Origin of the sequence: Micromonospora sp. NPDC047793 (genome assembly GCF_040642635.1) — a bacterium.
Classification (GTDB): Bacteria; Actinomycetota; Actinomycetes; order Mycobacteriales; family Micromonosporaceae; genus Micromonospora.
In genome coordinates this window covers 292472-319025 of the sequence record NZ_JBEYSG010000004.1, presented here as the reverse complement: position 1 = coordinate 319025, position 26554 = coordinate 292472, and the positions used below count along the sequence as shown (strand labels likewise).

Annotated in this window: 20 protein-coding genes; 13 read left to right on the top strand and 7 right to left on the bottom strand. The window is 73.9% G+C overall.

Annotated elements, in window-relative coordinates; translation table 11 throughout:
- Window positions 1-70: 70 nt before the first annotated feature.
- The 5 genes from ABZ738_RS11550 to ABZ738_RS11530 are packed head-to-tail and all read left to right on the top strand — an operon-like array spanning window position 71 to window position 5629.
- The gene (locus ABZ738_RS11550) at window positions 71-1219 is read left to right on the top strand and encodes an aminotransferase class I/II-fold pyridoxal phosphate-dependent enzyme (protein ID WP_176095715.1); all 1149 of its coding nucleotides are present in this window, start codon (window positions 71-73) and stop codon (window positions 1217-1219) included.
- A 9-nt stretch (window positions 1220-1228) separates the two neighbouring features.
- The gene (locus ABZ738_RS11545; RefSeq protein ID WP_357212551.1) at window positions 1229-2062 is read left to right on the top strand and encodes a hypothetical protein; all 834 of its coding nucleotides are present in this window, start codon (window positions 1229-1231) and stop codon (window positions 2060-2062) included.
- Window positions 2059-3855: a class I SAM-dependent methyltransferase gene (locus ABZ738_RS11540; RefSeq protein WP_357212549.1), complete on the top strand. Its 1797-nt coding sequence runs from the start codon at window positions 2059-2061 to the stop codon at window positions 3853-3855. The genes ABZ738_RS11545 and ABZ738_RS11540 overlap by 4 nt, the downstream gene beginning before the upstream one ends.
- On the top strand, window positions 3852-4586 hold the full coding sequence (locus ABZ738_RS11535; protein ID WP_357212547.1) for a glycosyltransferase family protein: 735 nt from the start codon (window positions 3852-3854) through the stop codon (window positions 4584-4586). Before ABZ738_RS11540 ends, ABZ738_RS11535 begins: the two co-directional genes overlap by 4 nt.
- Window positions 4583-5629 carry a spore coat protein gene (locus tag ABZ738_RS11530; protein ID WP_357212744.1) on the top strand — a complete coding sequence of 349 codons (1047 nt, stop codon included), beginning with the start codon at window positions 4583-4585 and terminating at the stop codon, window positions 5627-5629. The genes ABZ738_RS11535 and ABZ738_RS11530 overlap by 4 nt, the downstream gene beginning before the upstream one ends.
- Window positions 5630-5886: 257 nt before the next feature.
- Here the strand turns inward: ABZ738_RS11530 and ABZ738_RS11525 are convergent, their stop codons facing one another.
- Both ABZ738_RS11525 and ABZ738_RS11520 read right to left on the bottom strand, forming a co-directional pair.
- Entirely contained in the window at window positions 5887-8370 is a 2484-nt protein-coding gene (locus ABZ738_RS11525; RefSeq protein WP_357212545.1) for a DNA topoisomerase (ATP-hydrolyzing), read from the bottom strand.
- A 29-nt stretch (window positions 8371-8399) separates the two neighbouring features.
- Window positions 8400-10457, bottom strand: coding sequence for a DNA topoisomerase IV subunit B (locus ABZ738_RS11520; protein ID WP_254877039.1), 2058 nt, complete (start codon window positions 10455-10457; stop codon window positions 8400-8402).
- A 344-nt stretch (window positions 10458-10801) separates the two neighbouring features.
- Between ABZ738_RS11520 and ABZ738_RS11515 the strand changes: the two genes are divergently transcribed.
- From ABZ738_RS11515 to ABZ738_RS11495, 5 genes are all read left to right on the top strand, one after another.
- Window positions 10802-12058 (top strand): hypothetical protein, encoded by a 1257-nt coding sequence (locus ABZ738_RS11515; RefSeq protein ID WP_131053748.1) that lies wholly within the window; start codon window positions 10802-10804, stop codon window positions 12056-12058.
- Window positions 12059-12178: 120 nt separating this feature from the next.
- The gene (locus ABZ738_RS11510; protein ID WP_357212543.1) at window positions 12179-12820 is read left to right on the top strand and encodes a hypothetical protein; all 642 of its coding nucleotides are present in this window, start codon (window positions 12179-12181) and stop codon (window positions 12818-12820) included.
- Between the two features lie 64 nt (window positions 12821-12884).
- Window positions 12885-13259, top strand: coding sequence for a hypothetical protein (locus ABZ738_RS11505; protein ID WP_131053750.1), 375 nt, complete (start codon window positions 12885-12887; stop codon window positions 13257-13259).
- Window positions 13260-13420: 161 nt separating this feature from the next.
- The gene (locus ABZ738_RS11500) at window positions 13421-14467 is read left to right on the top strand and encodes an NAD(P)-dependent alcohol dehydrogenase (protein WP_131053752.1); all 1047 of its coding nucleotides are present in this window, start codon (window positions 13421-13423) and stop codon (window positions 14465-14467) included.
- 25 nt (window positions 14468-14492) lie between these two features.
- A complete protein-coding gene (locus ABZ738_RS11495; RefSeq protein WP_131053753.1) occupies window positions 14493-15008 on the top strand; it encodes a 2'-5' RNA ligase family protein in 516 nt (171 codons plus the stop codon).
- Between the two features lie 18 nt (window positions 15009-15026).
- Here ABZ738_RS11495 and ABZ738_RS11490 read toward each other — a convergent pair whose 3' ends face one another.
- The 4 genes from ABZ738_RS11490 to ABZ738_RS11475 are packed head-to-tail and all read right to left on the bottom strand — an operon-like array spanning window position 15027 to window position 19967.
- Window positions 15027-15965 carry a siderophore-interacting protein gene (locus ABZ738_RS11490; RefSeq protein ID WP_357212540.1) on the bottom strand — a complete coding sequence of 313 codons (939 nt, stop codon included), beginning with the start codon at window positions 15963-15965 and terminating at the stop codon, window positions 15027-15029.
- A gap of 38 nt (window positions 15966-16003) precedes the next feature.
- On the bottom strand, window positions 16004-18112 hold the full coding sequence (locus ABZ738_RS11485; protein WP_176093177.1) for an iron ABC transporter permease: 2109 nt from the start codon (window positions 18110-18112) through the stop codon (window positions 16004-16006).
- The gene (locus tag ABZ738_RS11480; protein WP_357212538.1) at window positions 18109-19092 is read right to left on the bottom strand and encodes an iron-siderophore ABC transporter substrate-binding protein; all 984 of its coding nucleotides are present in this window, start codon (window positions 19090-19092) and stop codon (window positions 18109-18111) included. Before ABZ738_RS11480 ends, ABZ738_RS11485 begins: the two co-directional genes overlap by 4 nt.
- Window positions 19093-19133: 41 nt before the next feature.
- Window positions 19134-19967, bottom strand: coding sequence for an ABC transporter ATP-binding protein (locus ABZ738_RS11475; protein WP_357212536.1), 834 nt, complete (start codon window positions 19965-19967; stop codon window positions 19134-19136).
- 289 nt (window positions 19968-20256) lie between these two features.
- Here ABZ738_RS11475 and ABZ738_RS11470 point away from each other — a divergent pair, with 289 nt between their 5' ends.
- Entirely contained in the window at window positions 20257-22164 is a 1908-nt protein-coding gene (locus ABZ738_RS11470) for a hypothetical protein (protein ID WP_357212534.1), read from the top strand.
- A gap of 58 nt (window positions 22165-22222) precedes the next feature.
- Here the strand turns inward: ABZ738_RS11470 and ABZ738_RS11465 are convergent, their stop codons facing one another.
- Window positions 22223-22885 carry a hypothetical protein gene (locus ABZ738_RS11465; protein WP_254876764.1) on the bottom strand — a complete coding sequence of 221 codons (663 nt, stop codon included), beginning with the start codon at window positions 22883-22885 and terminating at the stop codon, window positions 22223-22225.
- Between the two features lie 282 nt (window positions 22886-23167).
- On the opposite strand from ABZ738_RS11465, the gene ABZ738_RS11460 reads away from it, so the two are divergent.
- Both ABZ738_RS11460 and ABZ738_RS11455 read left to right on the top strand, forming a co-directional pair.
- The gene (locus tag ABZ738_RS11460; RefSeq protein ID WP_357212532.1) at window positions 23168-25939 is read left to right on the top strand and encodes an AAA family ATPase; all 2772 of its coding nucleotides are present in this window, start codon (window positions 23168-23170) and stop codon (window positions 25937-25939) included.
- An 80-nt stretch (window positions 25940-26019) separates the two neighbouring features.
- Window positions 26020-26547 carry a hypothetical protein gene (locus ABZ738_RS11455; protein ID WP_357212530.1) on the top strand — a complete coding sequence of 176 codons (528 nt, stop codon included), beginning with the start codon at window positions 26020-26022 and terminating at the stop codon, window positions 26545-26547.
- Window positions 26548-26554: the final 7 nt, after the last annotated feature.

The window sequence follows — 26554 nt, the reverse complement described above, 5'->3', positions numbered from 1 at the left end:
AGCACAGTGGGACTCATGTCGGCGCGGAGCAAAGCGGAGTGCAGGCATGAACGAGCACCATGCCGGTGCGATGCTGCCGTACGGCCGACAGTCGGTGACCGAGGAGGACGTCGCCGCCGTGGTCGCGGCCCTGCGCAGCGACTGGCTCACCACCGGCCCCGAGGTCGCCGCGTTCGAGGCGGAGCTGTCCCGGTGGGCCGGCGGCACCGGGGTGGCGACGGTCTCCAACGGCACGGCGGCGCTGCACGTGGCGTACGCGGCGGCGGGTGTCGGCCCCGGCGACGAGGTGATCGTGCCGCCGACGACGTTCGTGGCGACCGCGAGCAGCGCGCTGGCGCTGGGCGCGCGGATCGTCTTCGCCGACGTCGAGGAGGAGACGTACACACTGGACCCGGCCGCGGTAGCCGCCGCCGTCACCGAGCGGACCAAGGTCGTCGCCGCCGTGGACTACGCCGGACACCCGGCCGACTACGACGCGCTGCGCGCCGCGATCGAGGGTACGGGCGCCACGCTGCTCGCCGACGCGGCGCACTCGATCGGGGCCGCCTACCGGGGTCGGCCGGTCGGCACGCTCGCCGACGTGACCACGTTCTCGTTCTTCCCCACCAAGAACATGACCACCGCCGAGGGCGGCGCGGTCGTCACCGACGATCCGGAGCTGCTCACCCGGGCCCGCCGGTTCCGCAACATCGGGCTGGTGCGGGAACCCGACGAGCAGCGGTGGCCGGACGAGGGCGGCTGGCACCAGGAGGTGCACTCGTACGGGCTGAACTACCGGCTGCCCGACGTACTCTGCGCGCTCGGTCGCAGCCAGCTTCGCCGCCTCGACGCGTTCCTGGCCCGCCGGGCCGAGCTGGTGGCCCGCTACGACGAGGCCCTGGCCGACCTGCCCGGCGTACTCACCCCGGGTCGGCGGGACTGGGCCGCACCGGCCTGGCACCTGTACCCGATCCGGGTGCGCGACGGCCGCCGTCGACAGGTGTACGACCGGATGCGCGCCGCCGGCATCGGCGTACAGGTGAACTACATCCCGGTGCACTGGCACCCGGTCTTCGCCGACCTCGGCCACCGGCGCGGCACCCACCCGGTCGCGGAGGCGTTCTACGCCCAGCAACTGTCGCTGCCGCTCTACCCCGGGCTGCGCGACGCCGATCAGGACCGGGTCGTGGACGCGCTGGCTGCGGCGCTGCGCGGCACCCGGGTCCGGTCGGCCGCCTGAGAGGACCCGATGCACCACGCGAACCACTTCTACGGGCACGCGCACGTGCTGGCCCGCTACGCCGGACTGGGCGACGGGCATCCGCCCCGGATCGACGGGTACGTGCAGCACGGCTGGAACATCGGCGACGGGTTGGCGCCCGGACACCCGTACGCCGACCGCACCCCCAGCCTGCTCTGGTCCGAGCAGACCCGGCGGCGGGCCTGGTCGGTGGGGCGACGCAACGTCACCGTGATCGGGGCGCCCTTCGCGTACCTGCTGGCGATGCGGGCCGCCGAGCCCGCGCCCGAGCGGGAGGGCACCATCTGGTACCCGTTCCACGGGTGGGAGGGGCAGCACGTCAAGGGTGACCACCGGGAGCTGATCGCCCGGATCCGGGACACCGAGCCCGGCCCGGTCACCGTCTGCCTCTACTGGCACGAGCACCGGATGCGTCGGGTCCGCCGGCTCTACGAGAACGCCGGGTTCCGGGTCGTCTGCCACGGCTACCGGGGGCACTGGTGGAAAGACACCGACCCGTCGTTCCTGGACCGGCAGCTCGACGAGCTGCGCCGCCACCGGCGGGTCGCGTCGAACCGGCTGACCAGCGCCATCTTCTACGGCGTCGCGGCCGGGTGCGAACCGGCCGTGTACGGCGACCCGATGACGCTGGCCGACGAGGACCCGACCTTCGGCGGCACCGCCCGGATCCGCCGCCAGTGGCCGGAGCTGCACGGCGAACGGGTGCACCTGGCCACCGCCGTGGAGATCACCCGCGCCGAACTGGGCACCGACCACCGCTACCCGCCCGCCGCCCTGCGCGAACTGCTGGGCTGGGCGACCCCGGACGAGGAGACGACGTGACGACCGAGACGGCCGTGACGCTGCCCGGCGGCGAGATGCCGGCCTGGTCCGACCGGGCCGCCGACGCCGGCCCGCTCGCCACGCTGGTGGCCGGGCTGGCACCCGACGGCGCCCGGGTGCTGCTGGCCGGGCCGCACGATGCGGCGGTACGCACGGCGCTGGCGCACACCCGGCTCACCGCGCTGCTGCGGGGCTACCCCGACGCGGCGGCGCTCGCCGGTCAGGTCGACCGGGTGGTGGTGGCCGGTGTGTCGGGGCTGCCCGACGACGAGGAGTACGACCTGGTGCTCGCCGCCGCCGGGCTGGACGCGATCGAGTCGGTCGAGGGGCCCCGGCTCGGGTGGGACGCCCGGCTGCGGCGCCTGGCGACGGCCGTGCGCCCCGGCGGGACGCTGCTGCTGCGGCTGGACAACCCGCTCGGCGTCCACCGGTTGGTGGCCGACTCCCCCTGGTACGCCGACCGCGCCGACGCGGCGTGGACCGTCGGCGGGGCGCTCGACGGGGACCGCCCGGCCGGGCTGGACCAGCTCCACGTCCGACTGGTCGACGCCGGACTGCGAGTGGACGGCTGTTATGCCGGATATCCCCGGCCGGACCTGACCACCGCGCTGCTCGCCACCGACCGCCTCAGCCGACACATCGACTCGGGGCTGTTCGACGCGGTGTTGCAGCGCAGTTGCGCCGAAGGGTTCGACGGCCGGTTCGTGCTGGCCGATCCGGCCCGGTTGGCCGTGGACGCGCTGCACGCCGGCAAGGCGGCCGAGCTGGCCCCGTGCTGGCTGGTGCTCGCCCAGCGGGGCACCGACACACCCGCCCCCCGCTCCGACGGGCTGCCGGTGGCGCTGGTGTGCTCCGACGGCACGGACGACACGGTCCTGGAGGTGGTCGACGGCCCGCAGGGCTGGCGGTGGCGCGGCCCGGCACCGACCGGACGGACCACACCCGCCACCGCACCGTACGCGAGCCGACAGGCCGCCCACCGCGACCCGGCGGCACCGGACTGGCCGGTCCCGGCGGGGCGGCTGCTGCGGACCCTGCTGCTCGACGGTTGTCTGCGCCGCGACACCGGCCTGCTGCGTCGCCTCCTGCGCGGGTACGCCGACTGGCTCTCCGGGCAGGCCGAGCAGGGTCGGCTCGGCGGGGCGGTGGCGCTGGCCGGGGCGGAGAACCTGGTCGTCGCCGGTGACCGCTTCGCGGTGCTCGATCCGAGCTGGCGGGCCGGCGACCCGCTCCCGGTCGACGTGGTCCTCGCCCGGACGCTGTGGCGCTTCGCCACCGAACTGGTCACCGGCGGGTACGCCCACCCGTGGACCTCCACGCTGGACGTGGCGGGCCTGACCGTGGTGCTCGGCGGGGTCGCCGGACGGGACTTCGACCGCACGGTGGTGGACGCGGCGGTGGAGACCGAGGCCGCGGTGGGCGCCGCGCGACGGGGGCTGGACGCCGCCGGACGCGCCGACCTCGACGCCCACCTGCGCGCGGTCTCCCCGACCGACCCGCCGCCCGGTCCCCGCAGCTACCAGCAGCTCCACGAGGCGTGGCGACGCCAGCGCGAGGAGAACACCCGGATGGCCGCGCTGCTGGCCTGGACCGAGGAGCTGCTCACCTCGCGGGAACGCGCGCTGCGCCGGACCGAGGCGACGATCAACCTGCTCAGCGGTTCGCTCAGCTACCGGGTGGGTCGGCTCGCCGTCACCCCGGCCCGGCTGGCCCGCCGGGGCGCGGGGGCCGCGAAGCGGCGCGTCCGTGCCGCCCTGACGCCCCAGCAACCCAAGCGGACGGACCAGTCGTGACCGAACGGATCGTGGGCGTGGTGCAGGCCCGGATGGGCTCCTCCCGGCTGCCCGGCAAGGTGCTGCGTCCCCTCGCCGGACGCAGCGTACTGGGCCGGGTGGTGCGGGCCGCGCAGGACAGCGGAGTCCTCGCCGACCTGGTGGTCGCCACCAGCACCGACCCCGGCGACGACGCGGTGGTCGCCGAGTGCGAACGGCTCGGGGTGGCCTGGCACCGGGGACCCGTCGACGACGTGCTGGCCCGTTTCGTCGGCGCGCTCGACGCCCACCCGGGCGAGGCGGTGATGCGGTTCACCGCCGACTGCCCGCTGCTCGACCCGCAGATCGTCACGCTGGTCGCCTCGGTGTACCGGGCGGTGCCCGGCCTGGACTACGCCAGCACGTCGATCGCCCGTACGCTGCCACGCGGCCTGGACGTGGAGATCATCCGCACGGAGGCGCTGCGGACCGTGGACACGCTCGCCACCGGCCATGACCGGGTGCACGTCACCTCGTACGCGTACGCTCATCCGGAGCGCTTCCGGGTGCTCGGCGTCACCCTCCCACCGGACCGGTCCCGGCTGCGGCTCACCCTCGACACCGAGCCGGACTGGCAACTGGTCAGCGCCGTGGCGGCGCACTTCGGCGACGTCGCCGTGCCGTTGGCCACGCTCGCCGACTGGCTCGACCGGCGACCGGAGGTGCGGGCACTCAACGCCGACGTGCGGCAGAAGCGGTTGGAGGAATGCTGAGCACGGTACGAGTCGGTCTGCGCTGCGACGCGGACCCGCAACGCGGCGTCGGGCACCTGGTCCGCTGTCTCGCCCTCGGCGAGGAACTCCTGGCCCGGGGTGCCACCGTCGAGGTGTTCGGCACGGTGACCGTCGGCTGGGCGGCCGGTCACCTCGCCGCCCGGGGCATCCCGCTGCGTCCCGGCCCGGACACCCCGGACGGACTGGTCAGCGCGGCCCGCCGGCACGACCTGGACGTGCTGGTGCTCGACTCGTACGACCTCGACCCGGCCGGTGCGCACGCGCTGCGGAGGGCCGGGGTGCTGACCCTGGCCGTCGTCGACGGCGACACCCGGGGGCAGGACGCCGACCTGTTCCTGGACCAGAACTTCGGCGCCGACATGGTGACCTCCGGACGGCTGCTGGCCGGCAGCGCGTACGCCCTGCTGCGCGACTCGGTGCTGGCCGCCCGGCCGGCGACGCCCCGCCCGGCGAGGCAGGTGGACCGGCCCTCGGTGCTGGCCTTCTTCGGCGGCACCGACGCGGCCGCAGCGGCACCGGTCCTGGCCGAGCTGCTGCTGGCCACCGGGCGGCCGATGACGCTCACCGTCGTCGTCGGGCGCCCCGAGGTCACCGGGCGACTCACCGCGCTGACCACCGGACCGGGCCAGTCGCTGCGGCCGGTGCCGCCCACCGGCGCCCTGCCGGAGATGATCGCCGCCGCCGACCTGGTGGTCAGCGCGGCTGGCACCTCGACCTGGGAACTCTGCTGCCTCGGTGCCCCGTCGGCGCTGGTCTGCGTGGTCGACAACCAACGCGAGTCGTACCGCCGGGTGGCCGCCGCCGGGCTGGCCGCCGGACTCGGCGAACTGCCGGACCTCCGCACCGACGACACCACCCGGACCGCCGCCCTCCGGACCCTGGACGAGCTACTCACCAGCGGCGTACGCCGGGCCGCCCTCTCGGCCCGGGCCCACGCGGCCGTGGACGGGCGCGGTCGGGGTCGGGTGGTCGACGCGATGCTCGACGCCCTCGACCACCAGTGGATCGCACAGGTCCCGTAGCGCCGCATCCCGACAGGAGCAAGGTGTGGGGGGGATGGTCTCCTTCGGTCACTGTCGAGCTGAGCCGTACGTGCTATCAGGGGCCGGTGACGACCGACCAGCAGGTCAGGGACGCGACGCGGATGCCCCACCGACGGCCCGGGCAACGCGATCCGTTGGCGCTCTCAGCTCGACAGCGGCCGTACCTGACACGGCACCACCTCCACACGGTGGAGGTGGTGCCGTAGATTCCGCTCACCCGCACCCGTCGGCGCGGATCAGTCGCGGTCGATCTGGTGACCGATGACCGTGGGGCCGAGCATGACGGCGAAACCGGAGCCGTCCCGACGCGGATCGGCGGCCGGCAGCTCCACCGGCTCCCCGTTCACCGTGGAACCCACCGGACGCGGACCGATCCAGCCGACGACCACGTCGGTCTCCCCCTTGAGGAACCGCTGCGCCCGCACCCCGCCGGTCGCCCGCCCCTTCACCGGGTACGCCGCGAACGGCGTCACCTTCACCGTGCCGCCGGTGGAGGTGACCACCATCGGCTCACCGTGCTCCGGATCGTCGGTGCGCACCGCACCGAAGTACACCACCTGCGCGTCACCCGGCAGCGCGATCCCCGCCATGCCGCCGCCCTTGGGCCCCTGCGGACGCACCGTGCCCGCCGGGAAGCGCAACAGCGACGCCGCACTGGTCAGGAACGCCAACGTCTCCGCACCGTCGGTCAACCAGCTCGCTCCGACCACCTCGTCACCCGCACGCAGCCCGATCACCTCGAACTCGTCCGAGCGCACCGGCCAGTCGGGAGCACAGACCTTGACCACACCCTGCCGGGTCCCCAGCGCCAGACCGGGCGAACCCTCGGCGGTCGCACCGAGCGGCGCCAGCCCCACCACCGTCTCCCCCGGCGCCAACGGCACCAGCTCGGCGGCGGACATCCCGCCCCGCAACGACACCGTGCCCGCCTGCTCCGGCAGCACCGGCAGCGGCAGCACGTCGACCTTGAACGCCCGCCCCGCACTGGTCACCAGCAACACCCGACCCCGGGCGGTGGAGTGCACCAGCGCGCGTACCGCGTCGTGTTTGACCCGGCCGTGCCGACGCCGCCCCTCGGCGGCCTCCTCCGACTCGGCGGCGGTACGCGCCACCAGCCCGGTGGCGGAGAGGATCACCTGACACGGGTCGTCGGCCACCTCCAGCGGCCCGGCCGGCACGGACGCCGCCAGCACCTCCTTGAGGTCACCGTCGACGAGCGTCGTCCGACGCGGCGCCGCGAACTGCTTCACCACCGCGGCAAGCTCGTCGGAGACGACCTTCTTGAGCACGTTCTCGTCGTCCAGGATGGTGGACAGCTCGGCGATCTCCCCGCGCAGCTTCTCCTGCTCGGCCTCCAGCTCCAACCGGTCGAACTTGGTCAACCGGCGCAACGGAGTGTCCAGGATGTAGGTCGCCTGGATCTCGGAGAGTGTGAACTGCCGCATCAGGCCGCTCTTGGCCGCCGGGGCGTCCTCGCTGGCCCGGATCAGCTTGACCACCTTGTCGATGTCGAGCAGCGCGATCAGCAGGCCGTCGACCAGGTGCAGCCGCTCCTCGCGCTTACGCTTGCGGTACGCGCTGCGCCGGGTCACCACCTCGTACCGGTGCGCCAGGAACACCTCCAGCAGCTCCTTGAGCCCCAGGGTGCGCGGCTGGCCGTCGACCAGCACCAGGTTGTTCACGCCGAAGGACTGCTCCAGCGGGGTGAGGCGGTAGAGGTCGGCGAGCAGCGCCTGCGGGTTGACCCCGACCTTGCACTCCACCACCAGGCGGGTGCCGCTCTCCCGGTCGGTCAGGTCCTTCACGTCGGCGATGCCGGTCAGCCGCTTGGTCTTGTTCACCTCGTTGGTGATCGCCGCGATGACCTTCTCCGCACCGACGCCGTACGGCAGCTCGACCACGGTGATCGCCTGCCGTCCCCGGCTGCCCTCCAGCGGGCCGATCTCCACCTTGCCGCGCATCCGCACCACACCCCGCCCGGTCTCGTACGCCCGGCGCACCTCGTCGAGGCCGAGCAGCAGACCACCGGTGGGCAGGTCGGGACCGGGCACGAACTCCATCAGCTTGTCGAGGGTGGCGTTCGGGTGCCGGATCAGCCAGCGGGCCGCCGAGACCACCTCGCCGAGGTTGTGCGGGATCATGTTCGTCGCCATCCCGACCGCGATGCCGGAGGCGCCGTTGACCAGCAGGTTCGGGAAGGCGGCCGGCAACACGGTGGGCTGGGTCAGCGAGCCGTCGTAGTTGGGCTCGACGTCGACGGTGTCCTCACCCAGCTCGCCGACGAGCAGCATCGCCTCCCGCGACATCCGAGCCTCGGTGTAACGCGACGCTGCCGGTCCATCGTCCGGGCTCCCAAAATTTCCATGCCCGTCGATGAGTGGGGTGTTCAGCGAGAAGTCCTGTGCCAACCGCACCATCGCGTCGTAGATGGCGCTGTCGCCGTGCGGGTGGTACTTACCCATCGTGTCGCCGACGATGCGGGCCGACTTCACGTGCGCCCGGTCCGGCCGGTAGCCCTGCTCGTACATCGACCAGAGGATGCGCCGGTGCACCGGCTTGAGGCCGTCCCGCGCGTCCGGCAGGGCGCGCGAGTGGATGACCGAGAAGGCGTACTCCAGGTAGGAGTCGGAGACCTCGGTGACCAGCGGGTTGTCGACGATCCGCGCGCCGGCCCGGTCGAACGCGGAGTGGTCGACCTTGGTGTCCTTGCGGCGTGCCATGGCTCAGCTTTCCTTCCAGAACCCGGTGGTCAGGCGTCGATGGCGTCGCGGTCGACGCGGTCGGCGGAGTCGATCAGCCAGTTGCGGCGCGGCTCGACCTTCTCCCCCATCAGCAGGTCGAGGATCCGTTCGGCGGCGTCGACGTCGTCGATGGTGATCCGGCGTACCGACCGGGTGGCCGGATTCATCGTGGTCTCCCACAACTCGTCGGCGTCCATCTCACCGAGACCCTTGAAGCGCGGCACCGGGGTGACGATCTGCTTGCCGGCCGAGGCGAGCTTGCGGACCGTCGCCTCCATCTCCGCCTGGGTGTAGGTGTAGATGGTCTCGGGGTTGCGCCCCTTGGTGGTGATCTTGTGCAGGGGCGGCATCGCGGCGTAGAGCCGGCCCGACTCGATCAACGGTCGCATGTAGCGGGCGAAGAGGGTGATCAGCAGCGTCCGGATGTGCGCGCCGTCGACGTCCGCGTCGGCCATGATGAGCACCCGGCCGTACCGCAGCGAGGACAGGTCGAAGGTACGCCCCGACCCCGCGCCGAGGACCTGCACGATCGCGGCGCACTCGGCGTTGTCCAGCACCTGCTGGAGGTTGGCCTTCTGCACGTTCAGGATCTTGCCCCGGATCGGCAGTAGCGCCTGATACTCCGCAGAGCGGGCAAGTCGCCCTGTGCCCAATGCGCTGTCGCCCTCGACGATGAAAAGCTCACTCCTGTCAATACCTGCGGCGCGGCAGTCGACCAGCTTGGGCGGCATGGACGCGCCCTCCAGGGCGGTCTTGCGCCGGGCGGCGTCCTTCTGCTGCTTCTGGGTCAGCCGCACCCGGGCCGCGTCGACGATCTTCTGGAGGACCGTCCGCGCCTCGGTCTTGGTCCTGCGGTCGTCCAGCCAGGACTTGACGTGCTGCTCGACCAGCCCCTGCACCACCTTGACCACACCGGCGGTGGAGAGCTCGTCCTTGGTCTGCGAGGTGAACTGCGGCTCGGGCACCCGCACGTGCACCACCGCGGTCATGCCCTCCAGGACGTCGTCCAGGGTGGGCGCGTCCTCCTTGGCCTTGAGCAGACCCCGGGTGTTGCGGACGGCGTCGGCGAGCGTACGCGCCAGCGCCCGCTCGAAGCCCTTGCGGTGTGTCCCGCCGTGCGCGTTGCGGATGGTGTTGGTGAAGCACTCGACGGTGCGCTCGTATCCGGTGCCCCAGCGGAAGGCCACCTCGATCTCGGCGCGCCGCTGCACGTTGGACTGCATCACACCGTTGGCGTCGGCGGCGTTCTCGCGGTAGGTCCCCTCGCCGGTGACCAGCAGGGTGCCGGAGACCGGCCGGTCACCGGTCGGGGCGAGGAAGTCCACCATGTCGGTGAGCCCGTTCGGGTAGTGGAACCGCTCCTCGGTGGGCTGCTCGCCGGTGTGGTCGCGCAGGAGGTAGCTGACGCCGGGGACCAGGAACGCGGTGTGGCGCAGCTTGGCCCGGACCGCGTCGTGGTCGAGGGCGGCGCCGGTCTCGAAGTAGCGGGGGTCGTGCCAGTAGCGGATCGAGGTGCCGGTGCGCTGGCCGCGCTTGACCCCGCCGACGACCTGGAGCCCCGGGCCGGGGGTGAAGGACGCGTCCGGGCCGTCGCCGTCGAAGATGCCCGGCACACCGTGCCGGAACGACATGGTGTGCACCTTGCCGCCCCGGCGGACGGTGACGTCGAAGCGGCGGGAGAGCGCGTTGACCGCCGAGGCGCCGACCCCGTGCAGGCCGCCGGAGGTCTTGTAGCCGGAGCCGCCGAACTTGCCGCCGGCGTGCAGGCGGGTGAGGACCAGTTCGACGCCGGAGATGCCGGAGCGGGCGTGCACGTCGGTGGGGATGCCACGCCCGTCGTCGTCGACCTGCACCGAGCCGTCGGCATGCAGGATGACCTCGACCTTCGTGGCGTGACCGGCCACACCCTCGTCGGTGGAGTTGTCGAGGATCTCGTTGACGAGGTGGCCCACGCCACGGCTGTCGGTGGAACCGATGTACATGCCGGGACGCTTGCGAACGGCGTCCAGCCCCTCGAGGTGGGTGAGGTCGTCGGCCCCGTACAGGGTCTCAGGCTCTGCGGTCAACTGGTCGTACTCCCCGGTCTCGGCGATGTGCTGCACCGCACCGTCGGCGGTCGGCCCGGCGCGGGCACGCCGCAGCGAGCGTAGCCGCACGCCCCGACAAGCCGAGCGGACACCCACGCGGCACGCCGCGTGGCGGTGCTGCTGGTGGACCTTGCCGCGGTCAACGTCCGGGTCTCCGGTGTTATGCCCGGGCCGCCGGTGCGGGTGGTCCGGGGGGTCCGCCCACGCCGTCCCTGGCGTCCCGGTGCCACTCATGTTTCCCATGGTTGACGTGCGTCACACCCGCGTGATGTCATCACCGCTCAAGAGGATCTTTCATATTTCCATGAACGGATGGGGAAGCCATGTCCGGGTTGCGTCGTACCGCCGCGTTGGCCCTGGCCATCGCCACAGCGGCCCTCACCACCACCGTCGCCGCGTCCGCCCCCGCCGCGGCGGCCCTACCCACCGCGGCGGTCGCCCTCGGCGACAGCTTCATCAGCGGCGAAGGGGCCGGGGCCTACCAGCCTGTGGTCGACTCGACCGGCGTCGCGCGCGGATTCCCGGGGTGGACCGCGCCGAACAGTGACGCCTTCTTCTGCCACCGCTCCGGCAACGCCTCGCTGCACCAGGCGTCGCTGCCCGGCATCCAGGCCCGGTTCAACCTGGCCTGCTCCGGCGGCCAGCCGCACGACATCGCCGCCGCCTCGTCGGCCCGCACCAACGGGCGTCAGGTCGCCGCGCAGCTCGACCAGCTCCGCACGGTCGCCCAGACCCACGACATCGACCTGGTGCTGATCGGCCTCGGCTCCAACAACAGCTCCTTCACCTTCGGCGGGGTCGCCGAGAAGTGCGCCAACCGGTTCATCGCGGACGCCTGGACGGGCTGGTGGGAGTTCTGGGCGTACCTGAACGGGCCGGTGGAGCAGAAGCCGTGCACCGACGCCGACCTGGCGACCCCGGCGCAGCTCAGCGCCGCCACCGCCGAGACCACCGCCGCCGTACGGCAGATCCTGACCACGCTGCGCGAGGTGGACGCCGACGGCCAGCACCGGGTGGTGCTGCAGGACTACACCAACCCGCTGCCGCTGGAGCTGGAGGCCGGGTACCACTCCGAGGACAGCCGGGACGACACGCGGGACAAGTTCCGCGCGCTGGGTGCCGAGCGGTACGCGGCCGGCTGCCCGATCCACCGCGCCAGCCTGGCTCCCGGGCACCGCTTCTCGCAGGGCCTCGGCACCATCGTCGGCTCCACCCGGAGCACGCTGGCCGCCGAGTTCCCCGGCGCCGACCTGGTCTATCTCAACGTGCAACGGGCCTTCGACGGCGCCCGGCTCTGCGAGCGGACCAACAGCCCGACCGGCACCCTCGCCACTCCGATCCGGTTGCAGGACAACCCGCCCAACGGCACCTTCGTCACCAGCCTCTCCGGCAAGGACAAGATCGCCATCCAGCGGATCGCCAACACCTGCGTGACCCACTTCCAGACCTGCCAGGAGTCGTGGCACCCGAACGCCGCCGGGCACCAGGTGCTCGGCCAGTGCCTGACCGGGGCGTCCACCACCGCCGCCCGCTCGGTGGCCTGCGTACGCGCCTCGAACGGCACGATCAGCGTCTCCTGAGTCACCACCAGGGGCCGTCCCGACGCGACCACCCGCGCGTCGGGGCGGCCCCCTCCGGCGTGGATTAGCCGGTGCGGACCGGGGTAAGCCGCTGCGCCCGACACGGCGGAGGGGGACCTGATGTCTGACAACCACACCGCACTACGTTCGATGCACGACCTGGGCCTGGCGGCCTGGTTCGGCGGCTCCCTGATGGGAGCGTTCGGCGTCAACGGCGCCGCGGCCCGCATCGACGACTCGACCAAACGACTTCCGACGGCCTCGACCGGCTGGACCCGGTGGACGCCGGTCAACGCCGCCGCGATCGGCGCGCACCTGGCCGGCGCGGTCGGTGAACTGGTGACCGAGAGCCCGCGGATGGCCGCCCAGCGGGGCGTCGGCCGGGCCAGCGCGGTGAAGACCGCGCTGACCGTCGGCGCGCTGGCGGTGACCGGCTACAGCCGGCTGCTCGGCATGCGTCTGGCCAAGGCCGGTGCGCCGTCGGTGCAGGGCGTCACCGAGCCCAACGGGCAGACCCCGGCGCACGTGGCCGCCAGCCAGCGCCAGTTGCGGATGCTCCAGTGGGCCATCCCGGCGCTGACCGGCGCGCTGATCGTGGTCACCGCGTACATGGGTGAGCAGCAGAAGCCCGGCCAGGTGCTGCGCGGCATCTTCGGCCGGGCGAACGGCCTGGCGCACGCGCCGGGCCGGATAGGCAAGGGTGCCGGCGGGATGGCGGCGATGCACGCGGTCCGGCGGCACATGGCCATGAACGGCCGCTGACGGCCCACCGGCACGACGCGCGTTCCGACCGCGACCGCCGGGCGTACCGACAGGCGAGGTGGCCATGACCGACAGGGACAGGCAGGACCGGGGACCGGGGAGCGTCGCGCCCTGGGGCACCACCGACGGCTTCGACGCCGACCCGCCGTGGGGTGCCGGCGAGCACTCGCCGATGGACGAGGGCAGCGAGGAGACCGCGGTGCCCGAGGGACGGCGGGGCGAACGGCGGGCGGCGGACGGGGCCGGGCAGTGGCCCGAGGGTCGGCACGGGTTCGGGTCGGTGGAGCCGACCCGTACGCCCGAGGCCGGACCGGGCGCACCTCCGGACCCGGCGCCGCCGAGGCGGCCGTTCCCGGACGACGTGGCCGGCGAGGATCTGCCGGACAACGCGCTGGAAGAGGCGACCGGCATGCACACCGAAGGGTCCTGGCACGGCTGAGTACCGCACCGCGTCCCGGTGCCCGTCGCCGACGCGGCGGGCACCGGAGCGTCCGGTCAGGACGGCACGGACCGCTCGGCAAGCCGGTGGGGCGCGCGTTCGTCCTCGGGTTTGTTCCGGCGCGCGCCGGGGAGGCAGCCGGTGGACGAAGGAGGCGACAGATGCGCGCGCTGAGGCTGCCCGCCTGGAAGAGCGAGCCGGAACTGGTCGAGATCGACGAGCCGACGCCCGGCCCCGGTCAGGTGGTGGTGAAGATCGGTGGTGCCGGTGCCTGCCACTCCGATCTGCACCTGATGCACGACTTCGACTCGGACACCCTGCCGTGGGGGCCGCCGTTCGTGCTGGGGCACGAGAACGCCGGCTGGGTGCACGCCCTCGGTGCCGGGGTGACCGGGTTGGAGGTGGGTCAGCCGGTCGCGGTGTACGGGCCGTGGGGCTGCGGGACCTGCGCCCGCTGCCGGGTCGGCGCCGAGAACTACTGCGAGAACCCGGCCGCCGCGCCGGTGCCCGGTGGCGGCGGTGGTCTGGGTCTGGACGGCGGCATGGCCGAGTACGAGTTGGTGCCCGCCGCCCGGCTCGTGGTGCCGCTGCCGGACGGGCTGGACCCGGCGCAGGCGGCACCGTTGACCGATGCGGGGCTGACGCCGTACCACGCGATCCGCCGGTCCTGGCCGAAGCTGGTGCCGGGCAGTACGGCGGTGGTGATCGGCGTAGGCGGTCTGGGGCACGTGGGGGTGCAGATCCTCAAGGCCACCACCGCGACCCGGGTGGTCGCGGTGGACACCCGGGACGAGGCGCTGCGGCTCGCGCAGGAGTGCGGCGCGGACCTGACGCTGCGCTCCGGTGCGGGCACCGCCGACGAGATCCGGACGATCACCGGAGGCCGGGGCGCCGACGTGGTGCTCGACTTCGTCGGGGCGGACCCCACCCTGAAGCTCGCCGTCTCGGTGGTGCGGACCGTCGGCGACCTGACCGTCGTGGGTATCGGCGGCGGCTCGCTGACCGTGGGCTTCTTCACGGTCCCGTACGAGGCCAGTGTGCAGACCACGTACTGGGGCAGCCGGCCGGAGCTGATCGAGGTGCTCGACCTGGGGGCACGCGGACTGGTCCGTCCGAAGACCACCACGTTCGGCCTGGAGGACGCGATGGACGCGTACCGCCGGATGCAGGACGGCACGCTGGAGGGTCGGGCGGTCATCGTGCCGTGAGGGACGGTCCGCCTACAGTGATCATGTGGTCGCCGCGCTGGAGCTCTATCTGGACACCGTCGCCACCCGCCGCATCCGGGTGCTCTGGGACGCCCTGGAGGCCGAGGGGGTGCAGAGCCTGCGGTCCCTGTTGGAGCAGCGGCACCGGCCGCACGTCTCGCTGGCGGTCGCGCCCCGTCTCGACCCGGAGCAGGTGGCGGCGGCGCTGGCCGGGACCGTCGTGGCGGCGCCGCTGCGGCTGTCGTTCCAGCACGCCGGCCAGTTCGTCGGCCGGGTGCTCTGGCTGGGCCCGACACCCACCACGGAGCTGCTGACGCACCACCGGCTGGTGCACGACCGGCTCACCGGTGCCGGGGTCGAGCTGGTCGAGCACTACCGGCCGGGCCACTGGGTGCCGCACTGCACGCTCTCCATGCGGGTGCCGAACACGCTGATGGCGATCGCGGTCCGCCGCTGCCTGGAGGTCCTGCCGCTGGAGGCGACGGTGGTCGGTGCGGCCCTGACCGACCACGCCCGGGGCATCTCGCACCCGCTGGCCTGACCGCCGCGCCGCCCGGGTTCAGCTGGAGGGGTCGGCGCGGCCGTGCCGCCAGTAGCCCATGAAGGCCACCGCCCGCCGGTCCAGGCCGCACTCGGCGACCAGGTGCCGGCGCAGGGTACGGATGACACCCGCCTCCCCCGCCAGCCACGCGTACAGCGGCGTGGACGGCAGGGCGTCGGGCACCTCCCAGAGGATCGCGCGGTCCACGTCCACGTCGTCGACGAGCTGACCGCCGGACGCGTACGCCCCCGACACGCCCGCCCCGACCGGCAGCGCCCGGCCCAGCAGCTCCTCGGCGGCCTCCGCCACGGCGGGGACCAACCGGGCGCCGTACGGGTCGCCGTCGCGCGGCAGCCAGGTCACCTCGACGCCGGGCGGCGCCACCAGCGGCAGCACGTCCGCCGTCGACGGCACCTCCAGCAGCACCCGGCCCCGGGCGTCGGACGGCAGCCGCTCGCAGATCCCGCCGATCGCCGGCACCGCCGTCTCGTCCCCGGCGAGCAGCAGGCGACCGGTGGACGGGGGTCGGAACTCCCGTCCACCGTGGTCGCCGTCGTACCCGGCGTCCGGGCCGGCGATGGCGATCTCGTCGCCGGGGCGTACCCGCCGCGCCCACCGGGTCGCCGGGCCGGAGTCGCCGTGCAGCACCAGGTCGACGTCCACCTCGTTGAGGTGGGGCCGGACCGCCCGCGCGGTGTAGGTGCGGATCGGGTTGCGCAGCGGCTCGGGCAGGGCCCGCCACTGCGCGTACCAGTCCGGCCCCTGCGGCAGGTCCGCCCCACGCTGACCGGGCAACGGCAACGCCAGCTTGATCCGCTGGTCGTAGCCGTTGTCGGCGAAACGGTCCAGGTCGGGGCCGGTGAAGGTGACCCGGACGAAGGAGGGGCTGAGCCGGCGTACCGCGCGGACCTCGACGGCGAACAACCGCCAGGGCGTGATCGGCAGGGTGTTGGTCATGGTGCCTCTCTGGTGCGGACCGGTGGCGCGGCGGCGCGTCACCGGGATCGGGGCGCGGCGGCGCGGGAACGCCACAGCAGCCAGACGAAGTACGGGGTACCGATCATGGCGGTGACCAGACCGGCGGGGATCTGTGCCGGGGCGATCACGGTGCGGCCGAGGGTGTCGGCGAGGCTGACCAGTGCCGCGCCGAGCAGCGCGGCGACCGGGAGCACCCGGCTGTGCCGGCCGCCGACGAGCGCGCGGGCCGCGTGCGGGGCGACCAGGCCGACGAAGCCGATCACACCGACGGCCGAGACGGCGGTCGAGGTGAGCAGCGCCGCCGCGCCGAGCGCGATCAGCCGGGTGCGTTCCAGCCGGACGCCGAGCACCCGGGGAGTGTCGTCGTCCAGCGTCATCAGGTCCAGCTCGCGGCGGGCGGCGACCACCGCCGGGGTGAGCACCAGCAGCGCGATCACCACCGGCAGCACCTGCGTGGCGGTACGCCCGTAGGTGGAGCCGGAGAGCCAGGTGAGCGCCTTGCCGGTGTTCCACGGGTCGAAGGCCACGATCATGAAGGTGATCAGCGCCATGCCGCCCTGCCAGGCCCCGAATCCGATCAGGACCAGCCGGTCGGAGCTGAGCCCGCCGCGCCACGCCGCGCCGTAGACCAGGGCGAAGGCGAGCATCGCGCCCAGCCCGGCCACCCCGGAGACGGCCCACACCCCGGCCAGCGGCACGAAGGTGAGCAGTGAGACCGCGCCCAGGCCGGCTCCGGCGGTGATGCCGAGGATGCCGGGCTCGGCCAACGGGTTGCGGCAGACCGCCTGCACGGTGGTGCCGGCCACGGCCAGCGCCGCACCGGCCAGCATCGCCGCGGCGACCCGGGGCCAGCGCTGGTCCAGCACGAACGTGTACCCCGGCCCGGTGGTGCCGTTGAACCAGTTGACGATGTCGCCGACGAGCACCCAGGTGTCCCCGGCGAGCATGCCGAGCAGCACCGCCGCAGCGGTGACGGTGGCCGCCACGACGACCACGGTGCGGTGGAAGCCTGCGGAGCGTACGGCCGCGTGCCCGCCCGGCGGGCGGCGGGTCGGTCCGGCGTCGCGGTGCCGCCGGGCCAGCCAGATCAGCACGGCCGCGCCGAGCAGTGTGGTCACCACGCCGGTGGGGATGTCCACCCCGGCCTGGCCACCCATGACGGCCCGCAGCAGCACGTCGGAGCCGAGCACGATGATCACTCCGGCGATGCCGGAGAGCGGCAGCAGCACCCGGTGCCGGTGCACCCCGGGCACCACCGAGCCGAGCAGCCGGACGATCACCGGCGCGCACAGGCCCACGAAGCCGACCGGCCCGGTGAGGGTCACCGCCGAGGCGGCGAGCAGGACGGCCAGCACCGTGACGATCAGCCGGGTACGGCGTACGTCCAGGCCGAGCACGGTGGCGGTGTCGTCGCCGAGGGCGAGGATGTCGAGGCGGTGTCCGAGCAGCATCAGGGCCACGACGGCGATGCCGAGCACCGGGGCGAGTTGGGTGAGCGCGTTCAGGTCGCTCTGCACCAGCGAGCCGTTGCCCCAGGCGAACAGGCCGATGGTGGCCTGCTCGAAGAGCAGGAGCAGCAGCATGGTCACCGAGCTGAGCGCCATGGCGGTGGCCGAACCGGCGAGGATGAGCCGGGTGGTGCCGGCCTGCCCGCCGGAGGACATCGCCATCACCAGGCCGGCGGCGGCGAGCCCGCCGCAGAAGGCGAGGCCACCGGCGGGCAGCGCGGGCAGCGCGATGCCGAACGCGGAGACCGAGACGATGGCCAGGTGGGCGCCCGCGTTGACGGCGAGCGTGTCCGGCGAGGCCAGCGGGTTGCGGGCGATCGACTGGAGGGCCGCACCGGCGAAGCCGAGGGCGACACCGATGGCCAGCCCGGCGAGCAGTCGGGGCACCCGGGAGGCGACGAGCACCCGGGCCGTCTCGTCGTCGCCGCCGGTGAGCAGCCGCAGCAGGTCGAGCGCGCCGACGGCGGAGGTGCCCTGGGTGAGGTGGACACCGGCGACCACCAGCAGCAGCGCGATGGCGGCGACGAAGGCCCCTACGACGCGGGGGGCCGAGACGCGCCCGGCCGGAGCCGGCCCGAGGGCCGGCTCCGAACGCGGGGGTGCGGACAGGGTGGTCACACCGCGTAGGTGTTGACGAACTGGTCGATGTACTGCTTGCCGGAGAGCGGCCCGCCGAACGTCCAGATGCCGTCCGGCATCCGGTGCAGGTTGCCCTGCTGGACGAAGGGCAGCGACTTCCAGATGGCGTTGTCGGCGAGGCCGTCGGCGAAGACGTCGACGCCGTCCGAGGCGTTGTAGAAGAAGTGCAGGTCCGGGCTCTTGAGCACGGTCATGCCCTCGACGTCGGTCTGGCCCAGGCCCCACGCCTCGTCGACCTCGCCCTGCCAGGCGTTGGTGAGGCCGAGCTGGATGCCGATCTGGGAGACGAGCGCGCCCTGACCGAACATCCGGATGCTGACCGTGCTGCCTTCCTTCCAGCCGTCGGCGATGGCGAACGGCTTGCCGGCGGCACCGGCGTCGGCGATCTTCTTCTTGCCGTCGGCGATCGCGGTGTCGAAGTCGGCGAGCAGCTTCTCCGCCTCGGCGGTCCTGCCGACCGCAGCGGCGATCATGTTCAGGTCGGCGCGCATCCGGCCGATGTTGTCCTTGGCGTCGCTGCCCTTGGTGACGACGACCGGGACGTACTTCTCCAGTTGCGCGATCGTGCCGGCGCCACGGTCGTCCGTCATCACCACGAGGTCCGGCTCCAGCGCGACGATGGAGTCGACGCTCGGCTCGCCCCGGGTGCCGACGTCCTTGACGTCCGCGTCGAGCTTGGCGGCGGTCACCCAGGTGGCGTAGCCCTTGGGGTCGGCGACACCGACCGGCATGACACCGAGGCCGACGAGCATCTCGACCTCGCCCCACTCCAGGCCGACGACCTTGGTGGCGGGCTGGTCGAGCGTGATCTCCTTGCCCCGGCTGTCGGTCAGGGTGACCGGCCCGCCGGCGGCGGAGGGGGTGGAGGCGGGATCAGAGGTGTTCTCGGTGGTGCCGCAGGCGGCCAGCACCAGAACGGTGGCGGCGGCGACCAGGGCCGTGACACGGGTACGGGACATGATGTTCTTTCTCGGGATGGGTTGTTCGGGTCGGTCCGGGATCAGACCGGGACGCGGGTGAGGTGGCGGCCCACCGGGCGGGTGGTGACCAGACCACTGAGCGGGTCGACGACGACCTCGATCCGAATCCCGTAGGTATCGGTCAGGTCGTGCTCGGTGAAGACCTCGGCGGGGGTGCCGGTGGCCCGGACCCGGCCGCTGTGCAGCAGCACCACCTCGTCGGCCACCGCGGCGGCCTGGTTGAGGTCGTGCAGCACCACGCCGACGGCGACACCGTGGTCGTCGGCGAGGTCACGCATCAGGTCGAGGATCTCGACCTGATAGCGCAGGTCGAGGAAGGTGGTCGGCTCGTCGAGAAGCAGCACCGGGGTGTCCTGGGCCAGACAGGTGGCCAGCCAGACCCGCTGCAACTCGCCGCCGGACAGCTCGTCCACCGGCCGGTCGGCCATCGCGGTGACCCCGGTGACCTCCATCGCCCGGCCGATCGCGGCGGGACCGTCCGGGTCGTCGGCGCGCCAGCGTCCCCGGTACGGGTGCCGACCGTAGCCGACCACGTCACGGACCGTGACTCCGTTGGGGACCGGCCGGCTCTGCGCGAGCAGGGTCACGCGGCGGGCGTACTCCTTGGCGGGCAGACCGGCGGCGGAGGAGCCGTCGGCGAAGAGCACCGTGCCGCTGTCGATCGGGTGCAGTCGGGCCAGCGCCCGCAACAGGGTGGACTTACCACTGCCGTTCGGCCCGACCAGGGCCGTCACCGCACCGGGGCGGAGCGTGATCGCGGCACCGTGCACCACCGACGTGCCGTGGTAGCCCAGGTGGAGATCGACTCCACGCAGGCTCTGCTCGACGTCACCCGACGCCAGTGCGCTCGACATGCGGTTAGGCTAACCTAACCTAACTCGCTGTCAAGATGGGGCCCCTGACGCCGGTCACCGCACCGGCGCGGGTCGACGCGACTCGATGAAAACCGGCCGGCGTAGCGCCGGGACAGGCCACTCGGACACCCCGCCGACCGCCCGCGCGGCCGAGGGACGTGCGCACCCCGCAAGCCGGTGCGTAATCGGTACCGGGGTGGGACGACAGACGAACGCGAGCAGCGGTAGCGTTGCGCGTCATCGCAGCCGGGCGGCCGGTGTGGCGCTCGCGATCGTACGGAGGATGGGCATGTCCATCGGCGAGGAACCGTTCGCGTCCCGCGACGACCTGGCCTCGCGGCCGAACTTCGAGGTCACCATGCGGGGGTACGACAAGCGGCAGGTCGATCGCTACGTCGAGCAGGCCGACGCCCGCATCGCCGCGGTCGCCGCCGACCGGGACCGGGCCACGTCACACGTACGGGACCTGACCGGCAAGCTCCAGGCGTTCCAGATCGAGGTGACCGAGCTACGCCAGCGGCCGACCCAGATGGACCGGGCGTCCTTCCGCGACCTGGGCCCGATGGTCGACCAGATCCTGGACCTCGCCGAGAAGCAGGCGACGGCCATCGTGGACACCCACACCCAGCGGGCCACCAAGCTCCAGGCGGAGGCCGAGAAGACGCTCGCCAACGCGCGCGAGCGGACCGTCAAGGCGCTGGCCGACCTCGACGAGGAACTGGCCTCCCGGCGGGCCGAGCACGACAGGACGTACGAGGAGAAGCGCGCCACGGCCGAGGCGGAACTGGCCGAGACCCGCGAACGCGCCGAGAAGCTGCGGACCGAGGGCGAGGCCGCGCACGAGCGCGCCCAGCAGGAGGCGCAGCGCATCGGGGAGCAGTGCCGCCAGCAGGTCGAGCAGGCCCGCTCGGCGGCCGAGGCGCTCACCACGTCCGCGCGTACCCAGATCCACCAGGAGATCCAGGCGGCCCGGTCCAAGAGTCAGCAGGAACTGACCCAGTGGCGGACCACCGTGGAGGAGGAGCTCGCGGAGCGGCGCTCCAACGCCGAGGAGGACCTGGCCGAGCAGCGGGCGTCGGTCGAGCGCGAGTTGGCCGCCCAGCGGTCCGCCGCCGAGCAGCGGGTCAGCTCGATGATCGCGGACGCGCAGCAGTACTCCGCCGAGATCCGTAAGCGCGCCGACGAGCAGGCGGCCGAGACCCGCACGTTCAGCGACGAGCAGGCCGCCGCCGCCGAGGAGCAGTTGCACACCGTCCAGCTCCAGGTCGGCGAGCAGCAGGAGGCGCTGGCCCGGTTGCAGGAGGAACTGGACGGCGCCCGGGGGCAGCTCGACGAGACCCGGCGGGACCGGGACGCCACCGACGCCGAGCTGACCCGGCTGCGCCAGCAGTTGGAGGAGACCGGACGCGACCTCGCGGCGGAGACTCAGCGGCTGGAGGAGGTGCGCCGGGCCGTCGAGGCGGCCGAGCGGCACGCCAAGGAGACCCGAGCGCGGGTGCAGCGGGAGGCCAAGCGGGTCGCCGACCTGGCGGCGGCGGCGGTCATGGCAGCGGCGGCCGGCGGCACCGAGACCGCCGAGTACCCGATGGTGGGTGCCCGCCCGGCCGCCCGGGTCAACGGCGAGCCGGCCCCGGCGACCGGCGCGCAGCCGTCGACCGGGAACGGGGACGGTCGCGCCGAGGCGGCCGGTGCCGAGTACGGCGGTCCGGCGCGGCCGGTGGCCAACGGTGCCGTCGCCTCGGGCCAGGACGGCACCACCGCCGGTCCGCACACTCTGCGTCCGGGCGCGGACGCCCACCGTCCCGGCGCGGGCGATCTTCGTGCCGGCACCGACGCTCCCCGCTCCGGCGCGGGCTCGGACGCTGCCCGTGCCGAGGCCGGCGCGGAGAGCAGCCCGGCGGGCAGCTCCGCCGATGGCCCGGCGGACACGTCCTCCCAGGGCTCGGAGGGCACCGCCTCCCCGACCGGAGCCGAGGGCGTCGCCTCCGGCGGCGGCCCGGACGCCGGCCGGTCCGGCCCTGGGCCGACGCAGTCCGACCCGTCGGCGTTGACCGACCCGGTGGCGCGGGCGGCGGCAGTGGTCGCGGCCGGCGGAAAGGGCGGCATCGACTGGTTCGCCGGACCGCCCGCCGAGGACGAGGCCGGGCACCCGGTCGTCGCGGCCAACGGCACCGCGCCCGAGCCCACCGCACGTTGAGAGACCCGGTCGGGTCGGTGCGGGAATGTCTCCGCTCCGGCCCGACCGGTGACCGTGCTCAGCACGGTCGGCGCGGCAACCAGCCGAGGAACCGGTCTCGGGCGTGGGCCGGCGGTAACCCGGGCAGATCCCGGGCGGCCGCGAGCAGACACGACCCCAGATAGACCGCGAGCGCGGCCCGCGCTCCCCCGAACTCCGCCAGCAACTGGCTCTGCTTGACCGGGCACGGCCATTCCTGGCCGCAGCCGGTGCAGGTCCAGGCGGGCGGCGAGGGCAGGTGCTCCGGCGGTTTCGTCGCGCGGTAGCGGGCGTTCGCGCTGTTGCCGCGACCGGTGTGCGGACGGAGCACCCGGACCGTGTCGTCCGACTCCGCACCGTGGGGGACGAAGAGTTCCCGTCGCGCCAACCCCAGCGCACCGCCGGCGCGTACCAGTGCGTCCGGTCCGGGCCGGTGCCCGACCAGCGCTCCCAGCAGATGGTGTCCCAGCAGGTCGAACGCGTCGGGCCCGAGGTCGAGTTCGCGACACAGCCCGATCAGCCGCAGCGGCGCCGCCACCCGCTGCGTCACGAGCGCCGCGCGCAGGACGTCCCGCAGGCCGTCCCCCAGTGCCCCCAGCCGGCTCCCCACGATGCCGATCAGGACCGTCTCCCCGGCGATCCGCCGGAGCGCTTCAGCCGTCGCCCGGCGGACGACGTCAGTCGGATCACTACCCTCCAACACCCCACCCCTCTCCGGCGTACGTCGTGCCGCTACCTCTCCTTCGGACACCCATCGTGATCATCCAGCCGCGTGCACCGCACGCCCGGAGGCGTGGTGCGCCGGCCGACGACGACGCCTCCCGTCTTCGGCAACGATCGAGCACCGGCCGACGCGACGCACGAACCGCCTGTGGCATCCCGCCGAGCCGGACGCCACACGCCTGAACGGACCCCGGCCGACCGACCGCCCCGGCGCGCCGAGCGCCTGATGCCCATCGACGCCGGCCGGTGCCACAATCGCCACATGCCGCGTTCGCTCGTCGGCCGGGACGACCTGTTCGACCTGGCCTGGCGCACGCTGGGCGAGCCCGGCCCGGTGCTGTTGGAAGGTCCGGCCGGGATCGGCAAGACGACCCTGCTGCGGGCCCTGGTCACCGAGGCGACCCGGGCCGGATGGTCGGTGCTCACCTGCGCGCCGACCGAGTGCGAGACCGACCTGCCGTTCGCCGCGCTCGCCGACCTGCTCCGCCCGCTGGCCGACCTGGTGGTGGACCTGCCGCGTCCGCAGCGGGTCGCCGCCGAGGTGGTGCTGCTCACCGGCGACAGCGACGAGACGTTCGACGAACGCGTGGTCGGCGCGGCGACCCGGACGCTGCTGGAGGCGGCGCTCGCCGCCGGTCGGCCGGTGCTGGTCGCCGTGGACGACGCGCCCTGGTTGGACCGGCCGAGCGAACGCGCGCTGCGGTTCGCGCTGCGCCGACTCGACCCGGTGCCGGCCACGCTGGTGAGTTGCCGCGTTCCCGGTGGGCCGGCGCCCCGGCCGGCTCCGCTCGGGCTCGACACCGGTCCCCGGCGGTTGACGCGGTTGGCCCTGGCCCCGCTCGACGTGGCCGCGCTGCACCACGTGCTGCGGGACCGGATCGGTGCCCCGCTGAGCCGTCCGCTGCTCGCCCGGATCGCCCGCGAGGCCGCCGGCAACCCGCTGGTCGCCATCGAGGTGGCCCGTGCGGTGCAGCGCCTGCCGCGGCCGCCCGAGCCGGGGCAGGACCTGCCGGTGGCCGCCTCCATGCACCATCTCCTCGACGACGTCCTCGCCGGGCTGCCGCCCCGCTGCCGGGACGCGGTGCGGTTGACCGCTCTGCTCGGCGTACCGCTGCTCGGGGATCTGGCCGCCGCCGGCGTCGGTCCCGGCGCGTTCGACGCCGCCGAGGAGGCGGGGCTGCTGGTGGTGACACCGCAGCGGGTCGAGTTCACCCACCCGGTGTACGCGGCGGCGGTCCGCACGGGCATCCCGCCCGGCGTCCGGCGTGCCCTGCACCGCCGGCTGGCCCAGGTGGTGGCCGATCCGGACGAGCGGGTCCGGCACCTGGCGCTCTGCACCACCACGCCCGACCCGGTGGTGGCCGACGCCCTGGCGGCGGCTGCGGCACGGCAGCACGCGCGCGGCGCGCCGGAGGCGGCGGTGACGCTCTACGAGTCCTCGGCGCGGCTCACTCCGGCGGACGACCGGGAGGCCCAGGGGCGGCGACGGCTGGCGGCGGCCCGGTGCCGGTTCGACTGCGGTGACCATCCGGGTGCCCGACTCGCCGCCGAGGCGGTGGCCGACGGGTTCGGCGGCGACGTCCGTGCCGAGGCGCTGCTGCTGCGGGCCGTGGTGGCGTGGAGCGCCGACGAGCCGGGCGGCACCGCCGTCGAGGCCGCGACGCGGGCACTGACCGCGACCCGACCCGGCTCTCCCCTGTCCGGCCGGATCCACGCCCACCTGGCACTCTTCGTCGACCTGCCGGATCCGGCCCGCACGCACGCCGAGGCGGCGGTCGGGCTGCTCACCGGGCCCGGCGGTGACCGTCCGCTGCTGGCCGCCGCCCTGATGAACCTCTTCTTCAACGAGGTACGCGCCGGAGTGCCGCCCCGCGTCGAACTGCTCGACCGGGCGCTGGCCATGGAGGGTGCGGAGCCGTCCTGGCTGGCCGGCACGATCCCGGCGGTCTGGTGGAAGGGCATCGACGACCTGGACCGGGCCCGACAGCGCCTGGCCGGGCTGCTGGACCGGGCCACCGCACGCGGGGACGAGCCGTCCCAGCACGAGTTGCTCAAACACCTCGGCGAGACCGAGCTGCTGGCCGGACGCTGGGCGGCGGCGGAGCGGCACATCGCGGCGGCCCGCGAGCTCGGTGAGTTGCTGGGCACCGAACTCACCGCCGAGACCTGGCTGGCCGCGTTCCTCGACGCGATGCGGGGCCGGCTCGACGCGGCGGCCCGGGTGGCGGAGGCCGGCACCCGGCTCGGCGAGGAACTCGACGACGACTGGTGCCGCCGGATCCACCTGCACCTGGGTGCGTTCGTCGCGCTCAGTGCCGGGCGGACGGCCGACGCCGCCGCCGGGTTCCGGCGGCTCGCCGCGGTGTTCGACCGGATGGGCCTGACCGAGCCGCTGGCCCAACGCTTCGAGCCGGACTGGATCGAGGCGTGTGTCGGGGTCGGCGACCTGGTCACCGCAGCGGCGACGCTGGCGCGGCTGGCGCAGCGACACCGGCGGCTGCCGCGCCCCTGGACGCTGCTCGGGTTGGCGCGCAGCCGGGCCCTGGTGGACAGCGCCGGTGGGGTCGACCCGTCGGCCGCGCTGGCGGAGATCGACAGCGCGCGGGCCACGGTGCCGCCCGACGTCCTGCCGCTGGACCGCGCCCGGTGTCTGCTGGTCGCCGGGGTGGTGCACCGCCGGTCGCGCCGCAAGCGGCAGGCCCGGGAGGCGTTGCAGGCCGCGGCGGCGGAGTTCGACGCGTTGGGGGCGGCGGCGTTCGCGGCACGGGCCCGCGCCGAGGCCGCCCGGCTCGGTGGGCGTCCGCCCGCGCCGTCGGACCTCACCGCGACCGAGGAACGCGTGGCCCGGCTCGCCTCCCAGGGGCGCACCAGTCGGGCCATCGCCGACGAGTTGTTCGTCAGCCCGAAGACGGTCGAGACGAACCTCTCCCGGGTCTATCGGAAGCTGGGCATCTCCCGGCGGGCCGAGCTCGGTGCCGCTCTCGCCCGCACGGCGACCGGCACCCGGACGTCGGCGGCGGGCGTCGAAAGCTAGGGAAACACCGGATTCCTTCCCGGTCCGCCGACCGTAGCGTCGAGACAGTCAGTGGTCGGCCGAAGAAGGGAGCAGGACACGTGCGGCGACAGATCCTGCCCGCGCTCTGCGTGGTGGTGCTCGCGTTGACCGGATGCGGCGACGGCGGCACCGCGGCTCCACCGGCGCCGGACACGGGAGCGGGCGCGGACGCGGACACCGACGTCGACCTGCCCGTCGACGCGGCCGACACGGTACGCCCGCCCTGCCCGTTCACCGCGGCACAGGTCTCCGAGTTCGTCGGTGAGTCCATGGTGGACCAGGGCACGTGCAGCTTCGGCGACGGCAAGGGGGTGGCCCAGCTCACCGTGACCACGGCCTCCCGGTCGACCGGCGAGGGCACCTACGACTACCAGCGCCAGCAGGCCGGGCAGATCTATTCGACGGTGACGGAGATCGGGAACGGCGCGAAGGGTTACCTGGCCGTCAAGGACATCGGCGCCGAGGCGGTGCTGGTCGGCGCCGGCGGCGCCTACACCGTGACGCTGAGCAGCTTCGCCCGCCTCGGTGCCCGTCCCGACGGGTACGCGCAGGCGCTGCGTCGGCTGCTCGACGCCCTGCCCCGGTGACGGCGCG